The organism is Kribbella sp. C-35 (assembly GCF_046549195.1).
GTDB lineage: Bacteria > Actinomycetota > Actinomycetes > Propionibacteriales > Kribbellaceae > Kribbella.
This window is the reverse complement of record NZ_JAJPWG010000006.1, coordinates 535,358-554,158: the sequence shown is the minus strand read 5'-3', so window position 1 is coordinate 554,158 and position 18,801 is coordinate 535,358. Positions and strand designations below refer to the sequence as shown.

The 18,801-nt window shown below is 68.3% G+C and carries 21 protein-coding genes; 8 read left to right on the top strand and 13 right to left on the bottom strand.

Going from position 1 to position 18,801, the window contains the following annotated elements; translation table 11 throughout:
* Window positions 1-115 precede the first annotated feature (115 nt).
* From ACLJOO_RS37385 to ACLJOO_RS37370, 4 genes are read left to right on the top strand one after another with little or no spacing between them, the layout of a single operon-like run.
* Window positions 116-985: a hypothetical protein gene (locus ACLJOO_RS37385; protein ID WP_410792414.1), complete on the top strand. Its 870-nt coding sequence runs from the start codon at window positions 116-118 to the stop codon at window positions 983-985.
* Between the two features lie 41 nt (window positions 986-1,026).
* The gene (locus ACLJOO_RS37380; RefSeq protein WP_410792413.1) at window positions 1,027-1,326 is read left to right on the top strand and encodes a hypothetical protein; all 300 of its coding nucleotides are present in this window, start codon (window positions 1,027-1,029) and stop codon (window positions 1,324-1,326) included.
* 25 nt (window positions 1,327-1,351) lie between these two features.
* Window positions 1,352-1,687, top strand: coding sequence for a YnfA family protein (locus ACLJOO_RS37375; protein WP_410792412.1), 336 nt, complete (start codon window positions 1,352-1,354; stop codon window positions 1,685-1,687).
* 15 nt (window positions 1,688-1,702) lie between these two features.
* Window positions 1,703-2,173 (top strand): DUF4304 domain-containing protein, encoded by a 471-nt coding sequence (locus ACLJOO_RS37370; RefSeq protein ID WP_410792411.1) that lies wholly within the window; start codon window positions 1,703-1,705, stop codon window positions 2,171-2,173.
* A gap of 65 nt (window positions 2,174-2,238) precedes the next feature.
* On the opposite strand, the gene ACLJOO_RS37365 is transcribed toward ACLJOO_RS37370, so the two are convergent.
* Window positions 2,239-3,213 (bottom strand): zinc-binding dehydrogenase, encoded by a 975-nt coding sequence (locus ACLJOO_RS37365; protein WP_410792410.1) that lies wholly within the window; start codon window positions 3,211-3,213, stop codon window positions 2,239-2,241.
* Between the two features lie 100 nt (window positions 3,214-3,313).
* On the opposite strand from ACLJOO_RS37365, the gene ACLJOO_RS37360 reads away from it, so the two are divergent.
* Window positions 3,314-4,525, top strand: coding sequence for an ROK family protein (locus ACLJOO_RS37360; protein WP_410792480.1), 1,212 nt, complete (start codon window positions 3,314-3,316; stop codon window positions 4,523-4,525).
* A gap of 7 nt (window positions 4,526-4,532) precedes the next feature.
* Here ACLJOO_RS37360 and ACLJOO_RS37355 read toward each other — a convergent pair whose 3' ends face one another.
* The 6 genes from ACLJOO_RS37355 to ACLJOO_RS37330 all read right to left on the bottom strand — a co-directional run bounded on the left by ACLJOO_RS37355 (window position 4,533) and on the right by ACLJOO_RS37330 (window position 10,666).
* Window positions 4,533-5,873 carry a GH1 family beta-glucosidase gene (locus ACLJOO_RS37355; RefSeq protein ID WP_410792409.1) on the bottom strand — a complete coding sequence of 447 codons (1,341 nt, stop codon included), beginning with the start codon at window positions 5,871-5,873 and terminating at the stop codon, window positions 4,533-4,535.
* A complete protein-coding gene (locus ACLJOO_RS37350; protein WP_410792408.1) occupies window positions 5,870-6,823 on the bottom strand; it encodes an aldo/keto reductase in 954 nt (317 codons plus the stop codon). Before ACLJOO_RS37350 ends, ACLJOO_RS37355 begins: the two co-directional genes overlap by 4 nt.
* Window positions 6,820-7,596, bottom strand: coding sequence for a VOC family protein (locus tag ACLJOO_RS37345; RefSeq protein WP_410792407.1), 777 nt, complete (start codon window positions 7,594-7,596; stop codon window positions 6,820-6,822). The genes ACLJOO_RS37350 and ACLJOO_RS37345 overlap by 4 nt, the downstream gene beginning before the upstream one ends.
* 25 nt (window positions 7,597-7,621) lie before the next feature.
* On the bottom strand, window positions 7,622-8,446 hold the full coding sequence (locus tag ACLJOO_RS37340) for a carbohydrate ABC transporter permease (protein ID WP_410792406.1): 825 nt from the start codon (window positions 8,444-8,446) through the stop codon (window positions 7,622-7,624).
* Complete coding sequence (locus ACLJOO_RS37335) at window positions 8,443-9,294, bottom strand: carbohydrate ABC transporter permease (protein ID WP_410792405.1); 852 nt, start codon at window positions 9,292-9,294, stop codon at window positions 8,443-8,445. The genes ACLJOO_RS37340 and ACLJOO_RS37335 overlap by 4 nt, the downstream gene beginning before the upstream one ends.
* 70 nt (window positions 9,295-9,364) lie before the next feature.
* Entirely contained in the window at window positions 9,365-10,666 is a 1,302-nt protein-coding gene (locus tag ACLJOO_RS37330) for an ABC transporter substrate-binding protein (protein WP_410792404.1), read from the bottom strand.
* 119 nt (window positions 10,667-10,785) lie between these two features.
* Here ACLJOO_RS37330 and zapE point away from each other — a divergent pair, with 119 nt between their 5' ends.
* On the top strand, window positions 10,786-11,796 hold the full coding sequence (gene zapE, locus ACLJOO_RS37325) for a cell division protein ZapE (protein ID WP_410792403.1): 1,011 nt from the start codon (window positions 10,786-10,788) through the stop codon (window positions 11,794-11,796).
* 40 nt (window positions 11,797-11,836) lie between these two features.
* Window positions 11,837-12,706 (top strand): polyphosphate kinase 2 family protein, encoded by an 870-nt coding sequence (locus tag ACLJOO_RS37320; RefSeq protein ID WP_410792402.1) that lies wholly within the window; start codon window positions 11,837-11,839, stop codon window positions 12,704-12,706.
* Window positions 12,707-12,709: 3 nt separating this feature from the next.
* Here the strand turns inward: ACLJOO_RS37320 and ACLJOO_RS37315 are convergent, their stop codons facing one another.
* Window positions 12,710-13,807, bottom strand: coding sequence for a Clp protease N-terminal domain-containing protein (locus ACLJOO_RS37315; protein ID WP_410792401.1), 1,098 nt, complete (start codon window positions 13,805-13,807; stop codon window positions 12,710-12,712).
* The gene (locus tag ACLJOO_RS37310) at window positions 13,807-14,034 is read right to left on the bottom strand and encodes a hypothetical protein (RefSeq protein WP_410792400.1); all 228 of its coding nucleotides are present in this window, start codon (window positions 14,032-14,034) and stop codon (window positions 13,807-13,809) included. The genes ACLJOO_RS37315 and ACLJOO_RS37310 overlap by 1 nt, the downstream gene beginning before the upstream one ends.
* Before the next feature lie 159 nt (window positions 14,035-14,193).
* Here ACLJOO_RS37310 and ACLJOO_RS37305 point away from each other — a divergent pair, with 159 nt between their 5' ends.
* On the top strand, window positions 14,194-15,072 hold the full coding sequence (locus ACLJOO_RS37305) for a DUF559 domain-containing protein (protein ID WP_410792399.1): 879 nt from the start codon (window positions 14,194-14,196) through the stop codon (window positions 15,070-15,072).
* Window positions 15,073-15,106: 34 nt separating this feature from the next.
* On the opposite strand, the gene ACLJOO_RS37300 is transcribed toward ACLJOO_RS37305, so the two are convergent.
* From ACLJOO_RS37300 to ACLJOO_RS37285, 4 genes are read right to left on the bottom strand one after another with little or no spacing between them, the layout of a single operon-like run.
* Window positions 15,107-15,901: a sirohydrochlorin chelatase gene (locus tag ACLJOO_RS37300; RefSeq protein ID WP_410792398.1), complete on the bottom strand. Its 795-nt coding sequence runs from the start codon at window positions 15,899-15,901 to the stop codon at window positions 15,107-15,109.
* Window positions 15,898-17,181 carry a sulfate adenylyltransferase subunit 1 gene (locus ACLJOO_RS37295; protein WP_410792397.1) on the bottom strand — a complete coding sequence of 428 codons (1,284 nt, stop codon included), beginning with the start codon at window positions 17,179-17,181 and terminating at the stop codon, window positions 15,898-15,900. Before ACLJOO_RS37295 ends, ACLJOO_RS37300 begins: the two co-directional genes overlap by 4 nt.
* Window positions 17,181-18,092 carry a sulfate adenylyltransferase subunit CysD gene (gene cysD, locus ACLJOO_RS37290; protein WP_410792396.1) on the bottom strand — a complete coding sequence of 304 codons (912 nt, stop codon included), beginning with the start codon at window positions 18,090-18,092 and terminating at the stop codon, window positions 17,181-17,183. Before cysD ends, ACLJOO_RS37295 begins: the two co-directional genes overlap by 1 nt.
* Window positions 18,089-18,775 (bottom strand): phosphoadenylyl-sulfate reductase, encoded by a 687-nt coding sequence (locus tag ACLJOO_RS37285; protein WP_410792395.1) that lies wholly within the window; start codon window positions 18,773-18,775, stop codon window positions 18,089-18,091. Before ACLJOO_RS37285 ends, cysD begins: the two co-directional genes overlap by 4 nt.
* Window positions 18,776-18,801: the final 26 nt, after the last annotated feature.

The following is an 18,801-nucleotide window of genomic DNA, read 5'->3' as shown; positions in this document are numbered from 1 at the left end:
GACCGACAGCCACCAGGAACGCACCGTGACCGTGCGGCGGCGGTTGACCCGGCACGGTGGATAAGGTCCGACCCGGGGCTCAGAGGACCAAGTGGCAGCAGGAGCGGTCAGAACAATGGCGCAAGAGAGCGATCTCGACGAACTGCGGCGGATGATCGACAGGACGATGAGCGGCGTCGGCGAACCTCTGCCGCGGCGCGCACCGGCCGCGCCCGAGCAGCCGCGAACCGAGCCCCGCACCTTCGAGCAGCGCGTCGCGGCCGCGGTGCAGAACGCGCCGGAGTACGTCGACGCGATCAGGACCGCCAGGGACTCACTCGGCGCCGCGGGCCGTTCGATGGCCGAAGTCGATCTGCTCGACGACAATCTCCGTCGGGAATCGTATGAGCTCCAGCGGATGCTCGACGACCGCAGTCCCGAGGGCCACCAGCGCCTCGTCGACATCGTCCAGGACTGGAACGGCCGGCTGGAGCGCGGCCAGGAGCAACTCGCGCAGGTGGTGACCCACCTCGACGCCGCCAAGACAGCCCTCGATACCGCGACCCAGCAGCGCGACGCGGCCGAGACACCTGGAATGCTTCCGAGCAGCTCGGCGCCCGAGCACAATCTGGCCACCATGACGAGCGGCGTCGAGACCGCGCAGCAGCGGGCGGCCTCCCTCGGCGAAAGGCTTCAGGACGACAGGACGACCCTGGAGCACTTCGTTCTGGACAAGGCCGAGAATCCTCCGTCGAACTGGCACAACGAGATCAGGGATGCGGCACCGTCGATCCGGTGGACCGACAACGTGCGCGGCGAACTCGCCGGCCGGATCGACACGGTCTCGTCCCAGGTCGACGGGCTCGCGACCAAACTCGACCAGTACTCTCCGGAAACGGACAGTCCCGAGTCCGCCCAGTCGACCGCCGCGTTGTCCGAGCAGGACCTGCGGCTGCGAACCACCGGAAAGGCCGCGGCCCGCGGCGGACAGCAGACAACCAAGTAGCTCTTGCATCCGGTACGTCGGTACAGGTTTACCGTCGATCCATGGACGAAACCTGGGCCCCGGAAGCCTGCACCCTGCCCCACGCGGAGCGGCCGTTCCGCGTGGCCGAGTTCGACGACCTGTTCAGCACCTACCTGCGGTCCGCCGTCCGCGTGGATCCGCAAACCCTCGACCTGACCCTCGACGCAGACGCCCGTACGACGGTCGAGAACCTCACCGCCCGCGAGACCGAGTGCTGCTCCTTCTTCACCTTCACCCTGACCGACACGACCCTCCGCATCACAGTCCCCCCAACCCAAACCGCCGTACTCGACGCCCTGTCCGAACGCCTACCCCGATGAGACCGAGCGAGTCGGAGATCGTTCTGTGACCGTACTGAAGTCCGTCGGACTGTTCCTGCTGGCGGCACTCGCCGAGATCGGGGGAGCCTGGCTCATCTGGCAAGGCTGGCGCGAACACCGTGGCCTCCTCTGGATCGCCGGCGGAATAGTTGCCCTAGGCGCCTACGGCTTCGTGGCCACCTTCCAGCCCGACCCCCACTTCGGCCGCATCCTCGCCGCGTACGGCGGCATCTTCGTAGCCGGCTCCCTGACCTGGGGCGTCCTGATAGACCACTACAAACCCGACCGCTACGACCTCCTAGGAGCCACCATCTGCCTCCTAGGCGTCCTAGTCATCATGTACACCCCCCGCAACACCTGACCACAAGAGGTACTAGTGGAGTTGCAAGATGAGCTGGCGGAGGTTGTGAGCGCCGATCTCGCGCGGCTGGGATTCGGGCGACGTAGCAACAGTTGGTATCGTGCGGGGAAGTACGTTTACGCCGTTGTCAGCCTTCAGCGGTCGAGCTGGGACAGCTCCGTCTACGTGAATGTCGGACTCTCGCCTGTAGAGCAGGCGAATCGGGGATGGCTTCCCGAGTCGAAATGCCAGGTTCGCTTCAGAGCTGACGCCATACGGTCGGTTTCGCCCGCCGGCTTGGCGTTGCTGAGCGAGGCAGGACTGAGCTCAGCCGGCCACGAGGACTGGCAGGAGCGGGTCAGGAGGGACCTGATCGATCCACTGGTGCAGATTCTGGAACGAGTGGTCGACCTCGAGAGCCTCGGCCAAATTGTTCGATCTGAACTTTCGGCCAAGGTCATGGTCCATCGAGACATCAGAGCGGCCCTGCACCTCGAGGGCGATTGAGGGAGTTGGGGAGGATTCTGTCCCGAATCGGGCAGGTAATCCTCCCCAAGCTGGTCGGGCTGCGGTCAGGGGATGAGGACTACCTTTCCGGTGGTTTGGCGGTCTTCTAGGGACTGGTGGGCGGCGGCTGCCTCGGACAGGGGGAACGGGGTGGTTAGCGCCGTCCAGCGGCCGGAGATGGTTTCTTCCAGGGCTGCTGACTCGAGGGTGCGGAGGTGGCGGGTTAGTTTGGCGCCGATGGCCCAGCCTGCGGTCAGGCCGCGGGTCATCAGGTCTTCGTGGGTGAACTCGATGGGGCCGCCGCCCGACCAGCCGAACATGAGGGCGCGGCCGCCGACGCCGAGTAGGTCAAAGGCCTGTTGACCGTTGCCGCCGCCGACCCCGTCGAAGAGCAGCGTGATGTCCCGGTCGCCCAGCTCGGATTTCAGCTGCGCGGCCCACTCCGGGTCGCGATAGTCGATCGCGTACTGCGCACCGAGCGAGCGGACCGTCTCGACCTTGGCAGGGCCGCCGGCCAGCCCGATGGCGATCGCGCCGGCGTTCCGCGCCGCCTGGACCAGGTAGCTGCCGATCCCGCCCGCGGCAGCCGTGATCAGTACGACGTCGTCCGCGGTGAGATGCGCCTGCCGCAAGATGCCCGCCGTCGTCCGGCCGGTGCCGATCGCGGCGACCGCCTGCGCGGCGTCGACGTGGTCGGGAAGTTCGTACAGCGACTCGACCTTCGCCAGTGCGCGTTCGGCGTACCCGCCTGGCACCATGCCCAGATGGACCACGACCCGCTTGCCGATCCACGTCGGGTCGACGTCCGGTCCGGTCGCACTGACCCGGCCCGCGACTTCGCGCCCCGGGATCGTCGGCAGCTCCGGGACGGGGAACGGGCCGCCCCCGGCGGTGCCCGCGCGGATCATCGTGTCGACGAGGTGGACGCCGGCGGCCTCGACCTCGACCAGCACCATGCCGCTGCCGGGAGCGGGGTCCGGCACCTCCTCGTACACCAGGTTCTCCGCCGGGCCGAATGCATGCAATCTGATCGCTTTCACGTCGCACACGCTAGAACCTCAACAATGATTGAGGTCAACCTCTGCCACTTCCTTACGTTGTGTACTAAAGTGCGCTCCGAGGGAGGGTGACGTGGCCAAGATGCTGAGAGGTGCGACCGCGCAGGAGACGCACAGCGCGATCCTCGACCTGATCCGTTCCAGCGGGACGGTGACCCGCGTCGACCTCGCCGACCGCTCCGGCCTGACCGGCGCGTCGATCTCTCGGGTGGTCAAACGACTGCTCGCCGACGGCCTGATCATCGAGACCGGGTACGGCGACCCGACCGGCGGGAAACGCGCCACGCTGCTGCAGTTCAACCCGCGCGCGCGGCACGCGGTCGGTATCGCGGTCGACACCCCGAGTACGACGTACGTCGTCACCGACATGAGCGGCCGGGTGATCGAGCAGCTGTCGTCGCGGGGGATCGGGAAGGACGCGCCGGCGACCGCGGTGCAGCGGATCACCGCCGAGCTCGAGGACCTGATCGTGAAGGCGGAGATCGAGCCGTCCACGCTGGTCGGGGTCGGCGTCGCGCTGGCCGGCCGGCAGGGCCGGGGCGGGACGCGGCTGCTGCGGACGGACTCGGAGAAGTACGCGTGGGAGCCGTTCGCGGTGCGGGACACGCTGAAGGCGGCGATCGATCACCCGATCGTGGTGGAGAACGACTCGACCTGCGCGGCGATCGGCGAGTTCTGGGCCGGGAAGATCCCGTCGGTGAACGACTTCGCGACCGTGTACCTGGCGGCCGGTTTCGGGCTCGGCCTGGTGACGAACGGCGATGTGTACCGCGGCTCGTCGTCGAACGTCGGCGAGATCGGCCACATGGTGCTCGACGTGAACGGGCCGATGTGCTGGTGCGGCGGGCAGGGGTGCCTGGAGAGCCTGGCCGCGCCGAGGGCCGTGGTGGCCCGCGCCGAACAGGACGCGTCACTGGCCGAGAAGCTCGGTCTCCGTGGCCGTCAAACGTCGGTACGCGCGGACTTCGCGAAGATCGCCCGACTCGCCGCCGCTGGTGACGCGCGGTGCGTCGAGCTGATCGAGGAGTCCGCGACGTACCTGGCCAAGGCCCTGCTCTCGATCACCAACCTGCTGGATCTGGACCAGATCATCCTGGCCGGCCCGGGCTTCAGCGAGGCCGGCGACATCTACGTGCGCGTCGCGTCGACCGAGCTCAACCGGCTGTCCTTCGTCCGCGCGATGCACCCGACCCGCGTAGAGCTCTCCAAACTCGGCCCGAGTGCGGCGGCGCTGGGCGCCGCCTCACTCGTCCTGCACAGTCAGCTCACTCCGCACCAGAACGCGCGCTCGTAAGGCGGGGTTAGCTGAGGAAGTTCTGCAGCCAGCGGCCGCTCTTCTTCACGATGCGCGCCTGCGTCGCGTAGTCGACGTACACGATGCCGAAGCGGCGGCTGTAACCCCACGCCCACTCGAAGTTGTCGAGCAGCGACCAGGCGAAGTACCCCTTCAGCGGGAAGCCTTCGGTGACCAGTTCCTGGCAGACGGCGACGTGCTGCTGCAGATAGTCGAGGCGCTCGTCGTCCTCGATCTCGCCTTCCGCGGTAACGAAGTCCGGGTACGCCGAACCGTTCTCCGTCACGTACAACGGCAGCTCAGGCGCGAGCTTGTTGATCGTGACCAGGATGTCGCGCAGGCCGGTCGCCTGGATCGGCCAGCCCATCTGGGTCCGCGGGAGACCGGTGTCGACGGCAACGACGTTCTCGCTGCCCGGTTGCGTAGAGGCGCCCGGCGACGAGATCGGCCCGTCCGGCGCGGCCACCGTGGTCGGGCAGTAGTAGTTGACGCCGATGAAGTCGAGCGGCGCCCCGATCAGCGGGAGGTCGGCTTCCTGCGCCGCGAACCACTCCGACATCCCGGTGTCTTCCAGGACGTCCGCCGGGTACTGCCCGGACAGCAACGGCTCCAGGAAGAGACGGTTCCGCAGGCCGTCGATCCGGCGCGCGGCGTCACGGTCGGCGGGGGAGTCGGACGCGGCGTGGATCGGCGCCGGGTTGAGCGCGATGCCGTACGTCCCGCCCTCGGACCGGATCGCGTCCAGGGCCAGGCCGTGCCCGAGCAGCAGGTGGTGCACCGCCTTCAGCGCATCGGCGCCTTCGGTCCGGCCGGGCGCGTGCTCGCCGTTGCCGTACCCGAGGAACGCCGAGCACCACGGCTCGTTCAGCGTCATCCAGTGCTTGACCACGTCCGACAGCGCGTCGTGCGTGACGGCGGCGTAGTCGCGGAAACGCTCGGCCGTGTCGCGTACCAGCCAGCCGCCGGCGTCCTCGAGCGGCTGCGGCAGGTCCCAGTGATACAGCGTCGCGTACGGCGTGACGCCGTTCTCCAGGCACGTCTCGGCGAGCCGCCGGTAGAAGTCGAGCCCAGGAGTGTTGACCGCGCCCGCGGGCATGATCCGCGGCCACGCGATCGAGAACCGGTAGGCGTTCAGCCCGAGGTCCGCCAGCAGCCGGACGTCGTCGGCGAACCGGACGTAGTGCTCGTCGGCCACATCGCCGGTGGTGCCGTCCGCGATCCGGCCCGGCGTGTGGGCGAACGTGTCCCAGATACTCGGGCCGCGGCCGTCCGCGGAGACCGCACCCTCGACCTGGTACGACGCGGTCGCCGCGCCCCAGGTGAACCCGCTCGGGAAGCCGTTCGTCACGTCGTCTCCTTCTCGACCCAGTACTGCTTGTCCGGCAGCAGGCTACCTAACCGGTTAAGCAGCTCCTCGGGCAGGTCCGCATCCCGGGCAGCGATCAGCGCGTCGACGCGGGCCGGCTTCGTGATGCCGACGACCGTGCCGGCGATGCCGGGGTCGTCCATCGAGTGCCGGAGCGCGGCCGTCGCGAGGTCGATGCCGTAGTCGCGGCACGCCTTGTCCATGTCCGCCACGGCCTGCAGGACCGCCGCCGGCGCCTCGCGATAGGCGTACTTCGTCGCGCCCGCCGGGTTCGCGAGGATCCCGCCGCCGTAGACCGCCGCGTTCAGCACCGCGATGCCCTCCGCGCGAGCCCGCTGGAAGATGCCGTCGGCCGAGTGGTCGACAAGACTCCAGCGGTTGTGCACGAGCAGTACTTCGAACCCGCCGAGATCCAGGTACCGGGACAGCTCGCGGGTGTTGCCGCCCGCCAGGCCGACGTGCCCGATCTCCCCGTCGGCGCGCAGCTGCATCAGGGTGTCGACCGCCTCCCGCATCGAGTCGAAGTCGTGGAACTCCGGATCGTGCAGGTGCACCAGCGGCAGGTCGTCCAGCCCGAGCCGCTCCTTGCTCTCGGCAACGCTCGCCCGGACCCGCGCGCCGGAGTAGTCACCGTCCTTCGCGTCGACCTTCGTCGCGACCAGGAAACCTTCGGGCAGTCCGCCGTACTCGCGGATCGCCTGGCCGATCCGGGTCTCGCTGGAGCCGTCGCCGTACCCGTTGGAGGTGTCGATCCAGGTGATGGGGCTGTCGAACACGCGCAGTACCAGGTCGACCGCTTCCTGGGGCGTGACGTCGTACCCGAAGACGGCGGGCATGCCGGCGATTCCGCTGCCGCCGGCGCACGCGGCGGAGACGGTCAGACCGGTCGAGCCCAGCGGACGGAGCCATTTTCCCTTGTTGTCTTCAGTCATGCGCCGGAGCCTACGGCGTACGCGAACCCGTCAGGGTCGACGTAGACCTTCGTCCCGTCGGGCGAGATCGCGACCGGCAGGTCCGGCGGGTCGCCCGCGAGTTCGGCGTACGCGAACCCCGCGACGTCGAGCTGCGGGTCCCGCGATGTCTTGGGAACGTCGTACGTGAAGACCTCGAGAACGGTGTCGCCGCCCTTCAGGTAGCCGATGTGGAAGCCGCGGCTGTCGTGCGGCTGTTCGATGGTTCCGATGAAGTCGAAGCCGTGGCGGTCGTGGTAGTGGGCGGCGGTGGCATCGCGGTCCTCGATCGTGACGGCGACGTGGTCGAACCGCGGCCGCTCGGGAACGCCCAGAGAGCGCTCTCTGGCGACGCCGGCCGCGTCCAGGACCTCGGCGTACTCCAGATCGCCCTGGATCATTTCCAGCAGCGTCCCGTCCGGGTCGTAGAAGAAGCAGATCCGGACGTTGCCCTCGGCATCGAGTGGGTCGAGCTTGAACTCGACGCCGCCGGCCTTCAACGTGTCGGCCCGCTCGTCCAGCCGGTCCACCTTGAAGCCGATGTGCCGGAACCCCTTCTGCAGGTCGTCCGGCGACCAGGTGCTCTGCTCCCGACCGCGCTGCACTGCTCGCAACTCGACGGTCGCGGTCACCGCGTCGAGCACGGCCCGCTCCGGCGAAACCTCTCCGATCACCTCGAGCTCGAGAAACCGCGTGTAGTACTCGACCGAGCGGGGGACATCCGTGCAGTTGACCACGACGTTCTTGATCGGCATAGCACCTCTCTCAGTTTGACGGCGCTCAGTTCTTGACGGCGCCGAGCATCATCCCGGCGACGAACTGCCGCTGCATCCGGACGTAGACGATCACGACCGGTACGACGGACAACGTGAGGCCGGCGGTGAGCGCCGGCCAGTTCGTGGAGTACTGACCCATCAGCGTGAACAGCACCGGCTGCAGCGGCAGCGAGTCGGTGTTCCGCAGGACCGTGTTGGCGATCAGGAACTCGTTCCAAGTGGACAGGAACTGGAAGATCACCACGGTCGCGATCCCGGGTCGCGTGAGCGGCAGGATCACCCGCCGGAAGATCGTCAGCTCGCTGCCGCCGTCCACCCGCGCGGCCTCGATCAGCTCGTCCGGCAATGTCTGGAAGAACGCCCGCATCAGGAACATCGCGAACGGCGCCGATCCGGAGATGTACAGCACCAGCAGACCGGCCTGGCTGTCGAGCAGACCGAACGACTTGAGCTCGAGGTAGAGCGGGATGATCAGCGCTGTCGACGGCATCATCAGCGTCGTCAGCAGCAGCACGAACAGGGTGTTGCGGAACGGGAAGTCCAGCTTCGCGAACGCGTACCCGCTGAGGGTGGCGAAGACGAGGACGCCGATCACCGTCACCGACGTGATCCACACGCTGTTCCAGAAATGCAGCGGGAACTCGATCGACGTCCAGGCGTCCCGGTACGCCGTACCGGTGAACTTCCGCGGGATGATCGGCCCGTTGAAGATCGTGTTCTGCTCGCGCAGCGAGGTGAGCAGCATCCACACGAACGGGAACGCCATCAGCAGGCAGAACGGCAGCAGCACGAACGTCGCGAACGACCTGCCGAGCAGACTCTTCTTCATCGGTCCGCCCTCCGGGTCAGCCAGAGCTGCGCGATCACCGCGAGCGTGCAGAGCACCATCGTCACGACGCTGAACGCGCTGGCGTACCCGAGCTGCGGGATCGAGCCGGACGTCGACCCGAACGCCAGCGAGTACAAGTACGTGCCGAGTACTTCGCTGGCGTGGTTAGGCCCGCCGCCCGTCATCACGAAGATGATGTCGAAGGCCTTGAATCCGTTGAGCAGCCCGAGGCTGACGATCAGGCCGGTCACGATCCGCAGGCTCGGGACCGTGATGTGGCGGAACTGCTGGACCGTGTTGGCCCCGTCCATCGCCGCGGCTTCGTACAGGTTGGGATCGATGCTCTGCAGACCGGCGAAGTAGATCAGCATGTTGAACCCGAGCCCGCCCCAGACCGTGACCACGACGATCGCGGGCAGCACGGTCTTGTGGTCGGCCAGCCAGGGGTGCTGCAGGCTGTCCAGACCGATTGCCCCGAGCAACCGGTTGAGCGTGCCGATGTTCGGGTCGTAAATCAGCTTCCAGAGCACCGCGGACACGACGAACGAGACGATCCCGGGGATGAACAGGATGGTCCGGACGACGACACCGACCTTCGGCCAGACCACGTTCACCAGCACCGCCGTGACCAGGCCGAGGAACGTCAGGATCGCCGTCGTCACGCCGGTCAGCACCAGCGTGACGATCAGCGCCCGGCGGGCCACCGGATCGTGCAGCATCCGGCTGTAGTTGTCGAAGTTCACGAACCGCGGCGCCCCGAACCCGCCCCACGAGGTCAGGCTCAGGTAGGCCGTGTAGAGGATCGGCCACAGCACGAAACCCAGGAACAGGACGAACGTGGGAAGCACGAAGAGATAGCCTGCGACTCTTTGTGATTTTCTCAGCGGCGTCCCGAAGAATTGGGCTGTCGCCATCCGATCAGCCGCCCTTGGCGTTCTGCACCGCCTGCTGCATCGCCTTCGCGACCGCCGCCGGCTCGCCGCTGCCGTCGAAGATCTTCGCGAGCGGATCGCCGGCCGCGACCGAGCCGGGTCCGAACGGGATGTGTGGGCAGCCGTCGCCGTCGAGCAGCCAGGACGTCATCTGCTTCATGATCGGCAGCTCGATCCGGGCCGCCGCGCTCTTCGTGGCCGGCATCGAGTTCGAGCCGTTCATGGTGGGGGAGTACTGCTCGGCGGAGTACATGAACTTCAGGAACTCCAGCGCGGCGTTCTTGTTCTTGCTGGTCGCCGACACCGCCCACCCGGCGCCGGCCTGGTTCGCCGTCCAGTGCCGCTTGCCGGGCGCGATCGCCGGCGTCTTCATCACCTTGTACAACTTGTTGAACGCCGGCGTCGCGTCCTTGGTCAGCCCCTGCGGCGTCCAGCTGCCGTTGAACAGCATCGCGGACTTCCCGGTGTAGAAGATCTGCGGCGCCTGGTCGCCGCTGGTACCCGTCGTACCGGGCTGGAACACGCCGGCCTTGACGATCTTCTGCTGCAGCTCGATCGCCTGGACCACCTTCGGGTCCTCGTATGTCGCGCCGTCCTTGAGCTGGTCGAGTTTCAGGTAGTACGTCGGGTCGTCGGCGACCTGCGTGATCAGCGGCAGGAAGAAGTCGAGCGAACTCGTGGTCGGGTTGCAGCTGAGCGCCACCGGGAACTTGCCGATCGCCTTGATCTTCGCGGCCGCTGCGATCAGGTCGTCCCAGGTCTCGATGCCGTCCTCCGCGACACCTGCCTTCTTCAGCAGGTCCGGGTTGTAGAACAGCCCGAACGTCTGCGCCATCCAGCCGACGGCGTACTGCTTGCCGTCCAGCGTGTACTCCTGGTTGGCCGAGTCGAAGAAGTCCTTCAGGAAGTCGTCGCCGAGCTCCTGCTTCAGGTCGGCCGACACCCCGCCGGTGCCGTAGGTCAGCGCCCGCGTGTGCGGCGCGAAGATCTCCGGTACGTCGCCGCCCGCGACCGCCGCCTGCAGCGCGGGCAGGTACTGGTCCGGGGTGCCGAAGATCCGGTTCTCGATCTTGATGTTGCTGTGCGCGGCCTCGAAGGCGCTGATCAGCTTCGGGAACTGGTCCTCCTGGTCGTTGTACCAGGACCACATCCGGACCACGGCCTTCCCGCCGCTCGTGGTGCCGCCGCCGCTGTCACTCCCGCCGCAGGCAGCCAGTGCCGACCCGAGGCCGAGCGCACCCACTGCCCCTTTCAGAACCGTCCGCCGCCGCACGTGCTGTTCGCCCATCGGAGACTCCTCGTTGTTCGGCCTCACGAACCTCACTCACAACTTCCTAACTGAAAGTAAGAAAGTGGTCAAGGCCACAGCGGAGTTTCCGGAGTTTTCCCTGATCTAGGGTTGGGCGCATGGTGGTGCGGTTGAGTGAGCGGACGCCGGAGGTGAGTCCGGACCGGTTGTTGTCCGAGTGCGTGCCGCCGCCGCGGTTCGCCGAGGTCCGGTTCGGCACGTACCGCCCGGATCCGGATGAGCCGTCGCAGGCGGAGGCGCTCGCGGTGCTGTCGGCGCGGGCCGAGAAGCTGGCCGGGCCGCGGCCGGCGCCGTCGTTGTGGTCGCGGTTGCGCGGACGGAACGAGTCCCCGGACAAACCGGGCATCTACCTCGACGGCGGATTCGGCGTCGGCAAGACGCACCTCCTCGCCTCGCTCTGGCACGAAGCGGCCAGCCCGAAGATGTACTGCACGTTCGTCGAGCTCACCAACCTGGTCGGCGCCCTCGGGCTGCGGACGGCGGTCGAGGCGCTGTCGTCGTACCGGCTGATCTGCATCGACGAGTTCGAGCTGGACGATCCCGGCGACACGATGCTGATCTCGCGGTTGCTCGGCCAGCTGGTCGAGGCCGGCGTCGAGTTCGCGGCGACCTCGAACACGTTGCCCGACAAGCTCGGCGAGGGCCGTTTCCAGGCGGTCGACTTCCTCCGCGAGATCCAGGGCCTCGCCGCGCGTTTCGACGTACGGCGGGTGGACGGGCCCGACTACCGCCATCGAGGGCTCCCGGTAGCGCCGGACCCGTGGCCGGACGAGAAGGTCGAGCAGGAGGCCGCAGTACGGGCGAACGCGTCGTGCGACCACTTCGTCGACCTGCACCGGCATTTGGCCGAGCTGCATCCGAGCAAGTACGGCGCTCTGCTCGACGGGATCGAGACGGTGGCGATCACCGACGTACGGCCGCTGACCGACGAGAACGTGGCGTTGCGGATGGTGGTGCTCGCGGACCGGATGTACGACCGCAACCTGCCGCTCCTCGCGAGCGGCGTACCGCTCGACCAGCTGTTCTCGGCCGAGATGCTGAAGGGCGGCTACCGGAAGAAGTACCTCCGTGCACTCTCCCGCCTGATTGCCCTCGCGCGCGCAGCCTGACTTCCGTCGAACTCGGGGGTGGATGAGGCAGGATGTGGAGATGGCGAAGCAGAAGAAGGGCCAGAAGGCAGCCGGTGGGGGACTGCGAGAGCAGCTGCGGGTGCCGGCCGGCGAGGTGGACCTGACGACGTACGACACGCGTGCGACGGCAGGGTTCAGCGGGACCAAGGACGACGGCAAGCTCGCGCTGGAGAACCTCGGGGCCGAGGTCTCGGACTGGCAGGAGCGGCTGTTCGCCGAGGGCCGGACCGGCGGCGAGCGGAGCATTCTGCTGGTGCTGCAGGGGATGGACACCTCCGGCAAGGGCGGCGTGATCCGGCACGGCGCGGGGCTGATGGACCCGCAGGGCCTGAAGATCACGTCGTTCAAGGCGCCGACGCCGGCCGAGAAGCGCCGCGGGTTCCTGTGGCGGATCCGGCAGGCGGTGCCCGGGCACGGGATGATCGGGGTCTTCGACCGGTCGCACTACGAGGACGTGCTGATCGCCCGCGTGCGCGAGCTGGTCACGCCGAACGTGTGGACCCGGCGGTACGACCAGATCAACGAGTTCGAGGCCGAGCTGACCGCGAGCGGCGTGACGATCGTGAAGTGCTACCTGCACATCTCGTCCGACGAGCAGCGGGTCCGGCTCGAGGAGCGTCTCGCCGACCCGACCAAGCACTGGAAATACAACCCGGGCGACGTCGACGAGCGGCAGCTGTGGCCGGACTACATGGAGGCGTACCACGCAGCGCTCGAGCGCTGCAACACCCCTGACGCGCCCTGGTACGTGATCCCGAGTGACCGCAAGTGGTACCGCAACTGGGCCGTCACCACGATCCTCCTGGAGACGCTCAAGGAGCTGAACCCGGAGTGGCCCGCGGCCGACTTCGACGTCGAGAAGGAGAAGCAGCGGCTCGCCGCGACCTGAGCGTCAGCTGTCCGGGTCGATGTCGTGCCGACGGAGCAGGTCGCGGAGCTTCGCGACCTGCTCGTGCAGGCGCTCGTTCTCTTCGAGGACGGCGTTGAGCTCGGCGAGCAGGTGATGCCGGCGGCCGTACGTCGTCCACGTGTTGGCGGGATCCTCGGCCAGCATGCCCGTGACGAGGTCCTCCGACCGCTGGCGCCAGTTCATCCGCTTCTCGAGCTTCCGGCGTACCTCGTCGGTGCTCTCGGCGAGCTTGGTGACGATCTGTCCGCCGACCCCGTCGCCGTCGTGGAGTACGCCGAGGAGCAGATGTTCCGGGCCGACCTGCTCCGCGCCACGGGCCCGCGCCTCGCCCCACGCGAACTCGAACGTGCTCTTCGCGCGCGGCGTGAACGGGATCGTCCCGGCGGCCGCACCGCTCCGGCCGCGGCCGATGATCTCGACGACCAGATCCCGCACAGCCGGAGCCGTGATGCCCAGGTCGGCGAGCACACGGGTCGCGACGCCCTGCCCCAAGGTGATCAGCCCGAGCAGTAGGTGCTCGGTGCCGACGTACACGTGGTCGAGGCTGCGCGCCTCCTCCTGGGCCAGCACGATGACGCGCCGCGCCGGCTCGCTGAACTGTTCGTACATGGGATCTCCCCTCCACCAGTCCTGCACGAGATCGAAGGTCAGCGCCTCCTCGTCGAGTACCAGCTCGACCCGAAGGCGTTCCTGCAGGTCCTCGGCCGACACCGGGTGATGCTCGAGCCGGCTCCGGATGAAGGCGGCGGCCTCGTGGTGCCCGGCGTCACCGGCCGCGATCCGATCGAGCAGGTCGTCCACGTCGGCCACCGGCTCGAGTTCTAGCTCGGCGCGGTTCAGCGAGACGAACTGCAGCACGACCGCGACCGCCACGACTCGGTTCGCTCCGCCGAACGGCCGTGCCCGGACCAGACCCGCGAGCAGCACCCCAGCCGACTCCGCAAGACCTCCGGTCAGCCGTACGCCGTCCAGCACGCGATCGATCGCGTCGAGGTTCGATCGGCGTACGACGTCGTCGGAGTCGCACCGCAGCACACGCGCGGCGATCGCGAGCACGTCGTACCGGCCGAGGTAACGCATCAGTCGTCTCCACGCAGCCGGCGCAACGACTCCTCGTGCCGCACGAGGTTCCGCTCGAGCAACTCACTGAACTGCGCATCCTGCCGCCGCTGATCCACCAACGCAGCAATCGCCTCCCGCGCCACGTCCGAAACCGAACGCCCCTCCACCGAAGCCACAGTCTGCAACCGCTCAGCCAACACCGGATCAAGCCGCAACAAGATGTTCTTCGTGCCATCCTTCGCCATAGATATCAAGATATCACGCTAGATGCAGCCCGGACCGCCGTGCAGGCAGAACCCCTCGAAACGGCCGGTTGGACCCTTCCGAGGGGGGTTGTGCCTGCGTGGCGGTCCGCCTGTGGACGACGGCCGCGGCGATGGCGCGATTCCTGCCACGCTGGTTCCGTGACCGACGTGGTTGAAGTCCTGCAGAAGGCGGGTGGGAGCGCGACGTTCGCGCAACTGCGCGGCCTCGTCCCGGCGCGTGCGATCCGGCTCGCGCTCGCGCAGGGGCAGATCAAGCGGGTCGCGAAGGGCCTGTACGCCCTGCCGCTCGATCCGTCGCCGCTGACGGTCGCCCGCGCGTACGGCGGCGTGCTGTCACACGAGAGCGCGGCGCAACACCACGGGCTCGACGTCGTCACGATGCCGCTCAACCCCCATGTCACCGTCGCGCGCCGCCAGCGCAGGCGCGAGACGAGGCTCCCGTGCACCTTGCACTGGTCCGATGCTCCCGAACTCGACGGCGCGACCACACCGCTGCGCACCGTCCTCGATTGCGCGCGGAGCCTCCCGTTCTGCGAGGCCCTCGCGGTCGCCGACTCGGCACTGCGCAAGGGCCTCGTGACGCGGGACGAGCTGCTCGCCGCGGCGATCGCTCTTCGGGGGCCAGGGCGGGCACGGGGAATGAGGCTCGCGGAGGCAGGCGATGCGCGCGCGGCGTCGGCCCTTGAGTCGGTGCTGCGGGGTCGCGTCATCGAGGCCGGGTGGCGCGGTTTCGTGCCGCAGTTCGTGATCGCGGACGACGAGTTCTTCGCGCGTGTCGACCTCGGCCACCCCGAGCTGCGGCTGGTGTTGGAGGCCGACTCGTTCGCGTACCACGCGTCCCGCGAGGCGCTGCGGCGCGACTGCCGCCGCTACGTCAATCTCGCCATGCGCGGTTGGACCCTGCTGCGGTTCTCGTGGGAGGACGTGGTGTTCGACGAGGGATGGGTCGCTCAGGCGCTGGCGGGTGTCTTGAGCGGACGGGCACGCAGGCAGAACCCCCGGAAGTGGGCCGCTTAAGGGTCCAAACAGAGGGTTCTGCCTGCGGGGAGGTTCAGGCGGTACGGACCAGCTCGGGGCGGGCGATGACTGGGCGGGGGGCCGGGTCGAGGGTGAGGAGGTCTAGGCCGGCTACGCCGTAGCGGAGGAGGACCAGGCGGGCTACCTCGGCGCTGACGCCGAGGGGGGCCGAGACGGCGACCGCGCCGGCGCGGCGGGACGTGGTTTCGGCTCGGTCGGGGAGTACGCCGGGGGCGAGGAAGAGGGAGCCGACCGCGACGTGGCGGCGGCCCTCCAGGCGCCACTGCAGTACGGCCTCGGCCGGTGATGGCGAGGCGGCGCAGACGAACGCGGCAGTCACGGGGAGGCGGTGACGCTGGCCCCACAGCCGCGCGAGGCGGGTGACGCTCGCGTTCGCGTGCGAGTCGCTCGAACCGGCCGCCGCGAGCACCAGCGCGTCCAGCTCACGCACCCGGCCGCCCTTCAGCTCGGCGCGCATCCGGCGGTCGAGGACGTCGAGCAGCGTGTCGTCGTACCCGAGCACGTCGGACGCGATGATCCGCAGGCTCGGGAACCGGCTGCGCGCCTCGTCGAGGACGGCCGGTACGTCGATCCGCGCGTGGTACGCGGCCGACAGCAGCAGCGGCAGGACGACGATCTCCTCGACGCCTTCGGCGGCGAGCTTGCCGATCACCTGGTACGGCGTCGGCGGGCAGTGGTCGAGGAAGGAGGCTTCGATCCGCAGGTCGTCACGCATCTCGCGCAGGCACTTCACGAGCGAGTGGACGGTGGCGGCCGAACGCGGATCGCGGCTGCCGTGGGCGAGGATCACGAGCGCTGGAGCAGTCACAGCAGTTCCCCTTCTTCGTCGTCGATCATTCCGGCCGCGAGCGTCCACCCGTCGTGGGCGTCGATGAGCAGGAAGGATCCGGTGATGGCGTTGCTGGAGTACGGGTCGGCGGCGAGCGGTGCGGCGATCTTGAGTTGCACCTTGCCGATGTCGTTCAGATCGAGCTCGGCGGCGTCGATGACTCCGAGCGTGTCGAGGTCCAGCGCGCCGGTGATCTTGGTGACGATCGCCTGCGCGGTGGTGGTGGTGTGCTTGATCAGCACCCGGGCCCCGACGGTCAGTGGCCGGTCGGACAACCAGCTGATGGTGGCCGCCAGTTCCCGGCGGGTGCCGGGGGAGTGCTCGGCGGCCACGATCACCGAGCCGCGGGCGACGTCGATGTCGTCGGCGAGCCGGACCGTGACGGCTTCGCCGGCGATCGCGGACGGCCGTTCGACGACCGCGGTCGAGGTGGCGGTGACGACCGGCCGGTCGATGCCGGCGATCGACGTACGGCGTCCCGCGGGCAGCACGATCACCGGGTCGCCGACCGTGACGGTGCCGGAGGCAACGGTTCCGGTGTAGCCGCGGTAGTCGCGGTACTCGTCGGTCTGCGGGCGGATCACGTACTGCACCGGGAACCGCAGCGGCTGCGCAGAGTTGTCGATCCGCCCGTTCGCGTTCTCCAGGAAATCGAGCAGTGTCGGCCCGTCGTACCACGGAGTCTGAGTGGAGTGTTCGACGACGTTGTCGCCGGCGAGAGCCGAGACCGGGATGGCCTGGATGTCCGCGATGCCGAGTTGATCGGCGACCTCGTTGACGTCCTTGGCGATCTTGGTGAACACGGCCTCGTCGTAGCCGACCAGGTCGATCTTGTTCACCGCGAGTACGACGTGCGGCACCCGGAGCAGACCGGCGACGGCGAGGTGCCGGCGGGTCTGCTCGAGTACGCCGTGGCGGGCGTCCACCAGGATGATCACCACGTCCGCCGTCGAGGCACCGGTCACGGTGTTCCGGGTGTACTGCACGTGCCCGGGGCAGTCGGCCAGGATGAACGAGCGCTTGTCGGTGGCGAAGTACCGGTAGGCGACGTCGATCGTGATGCCCTGCTCGCGCTCGGCCCGCAGGCCGTCGGTGAGCAGTGCGAAGTCGAAGTCGCCGCCGCGGGCCTCGGAGACCGTCTTCACGTGCGCGATCTGGTCGGCGAGGATCGCCTTGCAGTCGTGCAGCAGCCGCCCGACCAGTGTCGACTTGCCGTCGTCCACCGATCCGGCTGTTGCCAGACGCAACAGGGTGCTCATCAGAAGTACCCCTCTCGCTTACGGTCTTCCATCGCGGCCTCGCTGGCCCGGTCGTCGGCGCGGGTGGCGCCCCGCTCGGTGATCTCGCTGGCCGCGACCTCGATGACGACCTCGGCCGCCGACGTCGCGTCGCTGGCCACCGCGCCGGTGCAGGACATGTCGCCCACGGTCCGGTACCGGACCACGCGCTTGCCGACGGTCTCACCCGAGCGCGGCTGCGAGTAGGGGCCGACGGCAAGCAGCATGCCGTCGCGCTCGAACACGTCCCGTTCGTGCGCGTAGTAGATCGAAGGCAGCGGGATCTGCTCGCGCTCGATGTAGTTCCACACGTCCAGCTCGGTCCAGTTGGACAGCGGGAACACCCGTACGTGCTCGCCCGGCCGGTGCCGCCCGTTGTACAGCGACCACAGCTCGGGGCGCTGGTTGCGCGGGTCCCACTGACCGAACTCGTCGCGCAGGCTGAAGATCCGCTCCTTCGCCCGCGCCCGCTCCTCGTCACGCCGGCCGCCGCCGAAGACGGCGTCGAACCGGTGCGCGTTGATTGCGTCGAGCAACGGAACGGTCTGCAGCTGGTTCCGGGTGCCGTCGGTGCGCTCGCGCAGCCGGCCGTCGGCGATGTAGTCCTCGACCTTCGCGACCTCGAGCCGCAACCCGAGCTGCTCGACGACCGCATCGCGATAGGCGAGTACTTCGGGGAAGTTGTGGCCGGTGTCGACGTGCAGCAACGTGAACGGCACCGCGGCCGGCGAGAACGCCTTCCGCGCCAGGTGCAGCATCACGATCGAGTCCTTGCCGCCGGAGAACAGGATGACCGGCCGCTCGAACTCCGCCGCAACCTCACGGAACACGAAGATCGATTCGCTCTCGAGAGCATCGAGCTCCGTCACCGTGTTGATCACTGGGGCGGTCATGTGTGCAGCCCGCATTCGACCTTGCCGGTGCCCGCCCAGCGGCCGCTGCGCGGGTCCTCACCGGGCGCGACCTGCTGCGTGCACGGCTCGCAACCGATCGACGGGTAGCCGTCGTACTGCAGCAGGTTCACCAGTACGCCGTTGTCCTGGATGTAGCTGTCCAGGTCTTCCTGCGTCCACGGCGCGATCGGGTTGAGCTTCACCATGTCGCGCTTCTCGTCGTACTCGACGACCGGGGTGTTGGCGCGGGTCGGCGCCTCCTCGCGGCGGATGCCGGTGACCCAGGCCTTGTAGCCGGACAGGTACCGGTTCAGCGGCTCGACCTTGCGGAGCGCGCAGCACTTGTTCGGGTCGCGGTCGTGGAGCTTCTCGCCGTACTCGGCGTCCTGCTCAGCGACCGTTTGGCGAGGAGTCGCGTTGATCAGGTGGATCGGCAGCGTCGCCGCCACCGCGTCGCGGGTCCCGATCGTCTCGGCGAAGTGGTAGCCGGTGTCGAGGAACAGTACGTCGACCCCGGGCGCCGCGGCGGCCGCGAGATGGGGGAGTGCGCCGTCGGCCATCGAGGCGGTCACCACCAGCTCGTCACCGAAGGTCTCCCGCGCCCACGCGAGCACCTCCACCGCCGACGCGTCGGCGAGACGTTCGTTCGCCTCCTCGGCGATCGTCTTCAGATCCGTACTCATTCCACCGTCACCCGCAGTCCGATCAT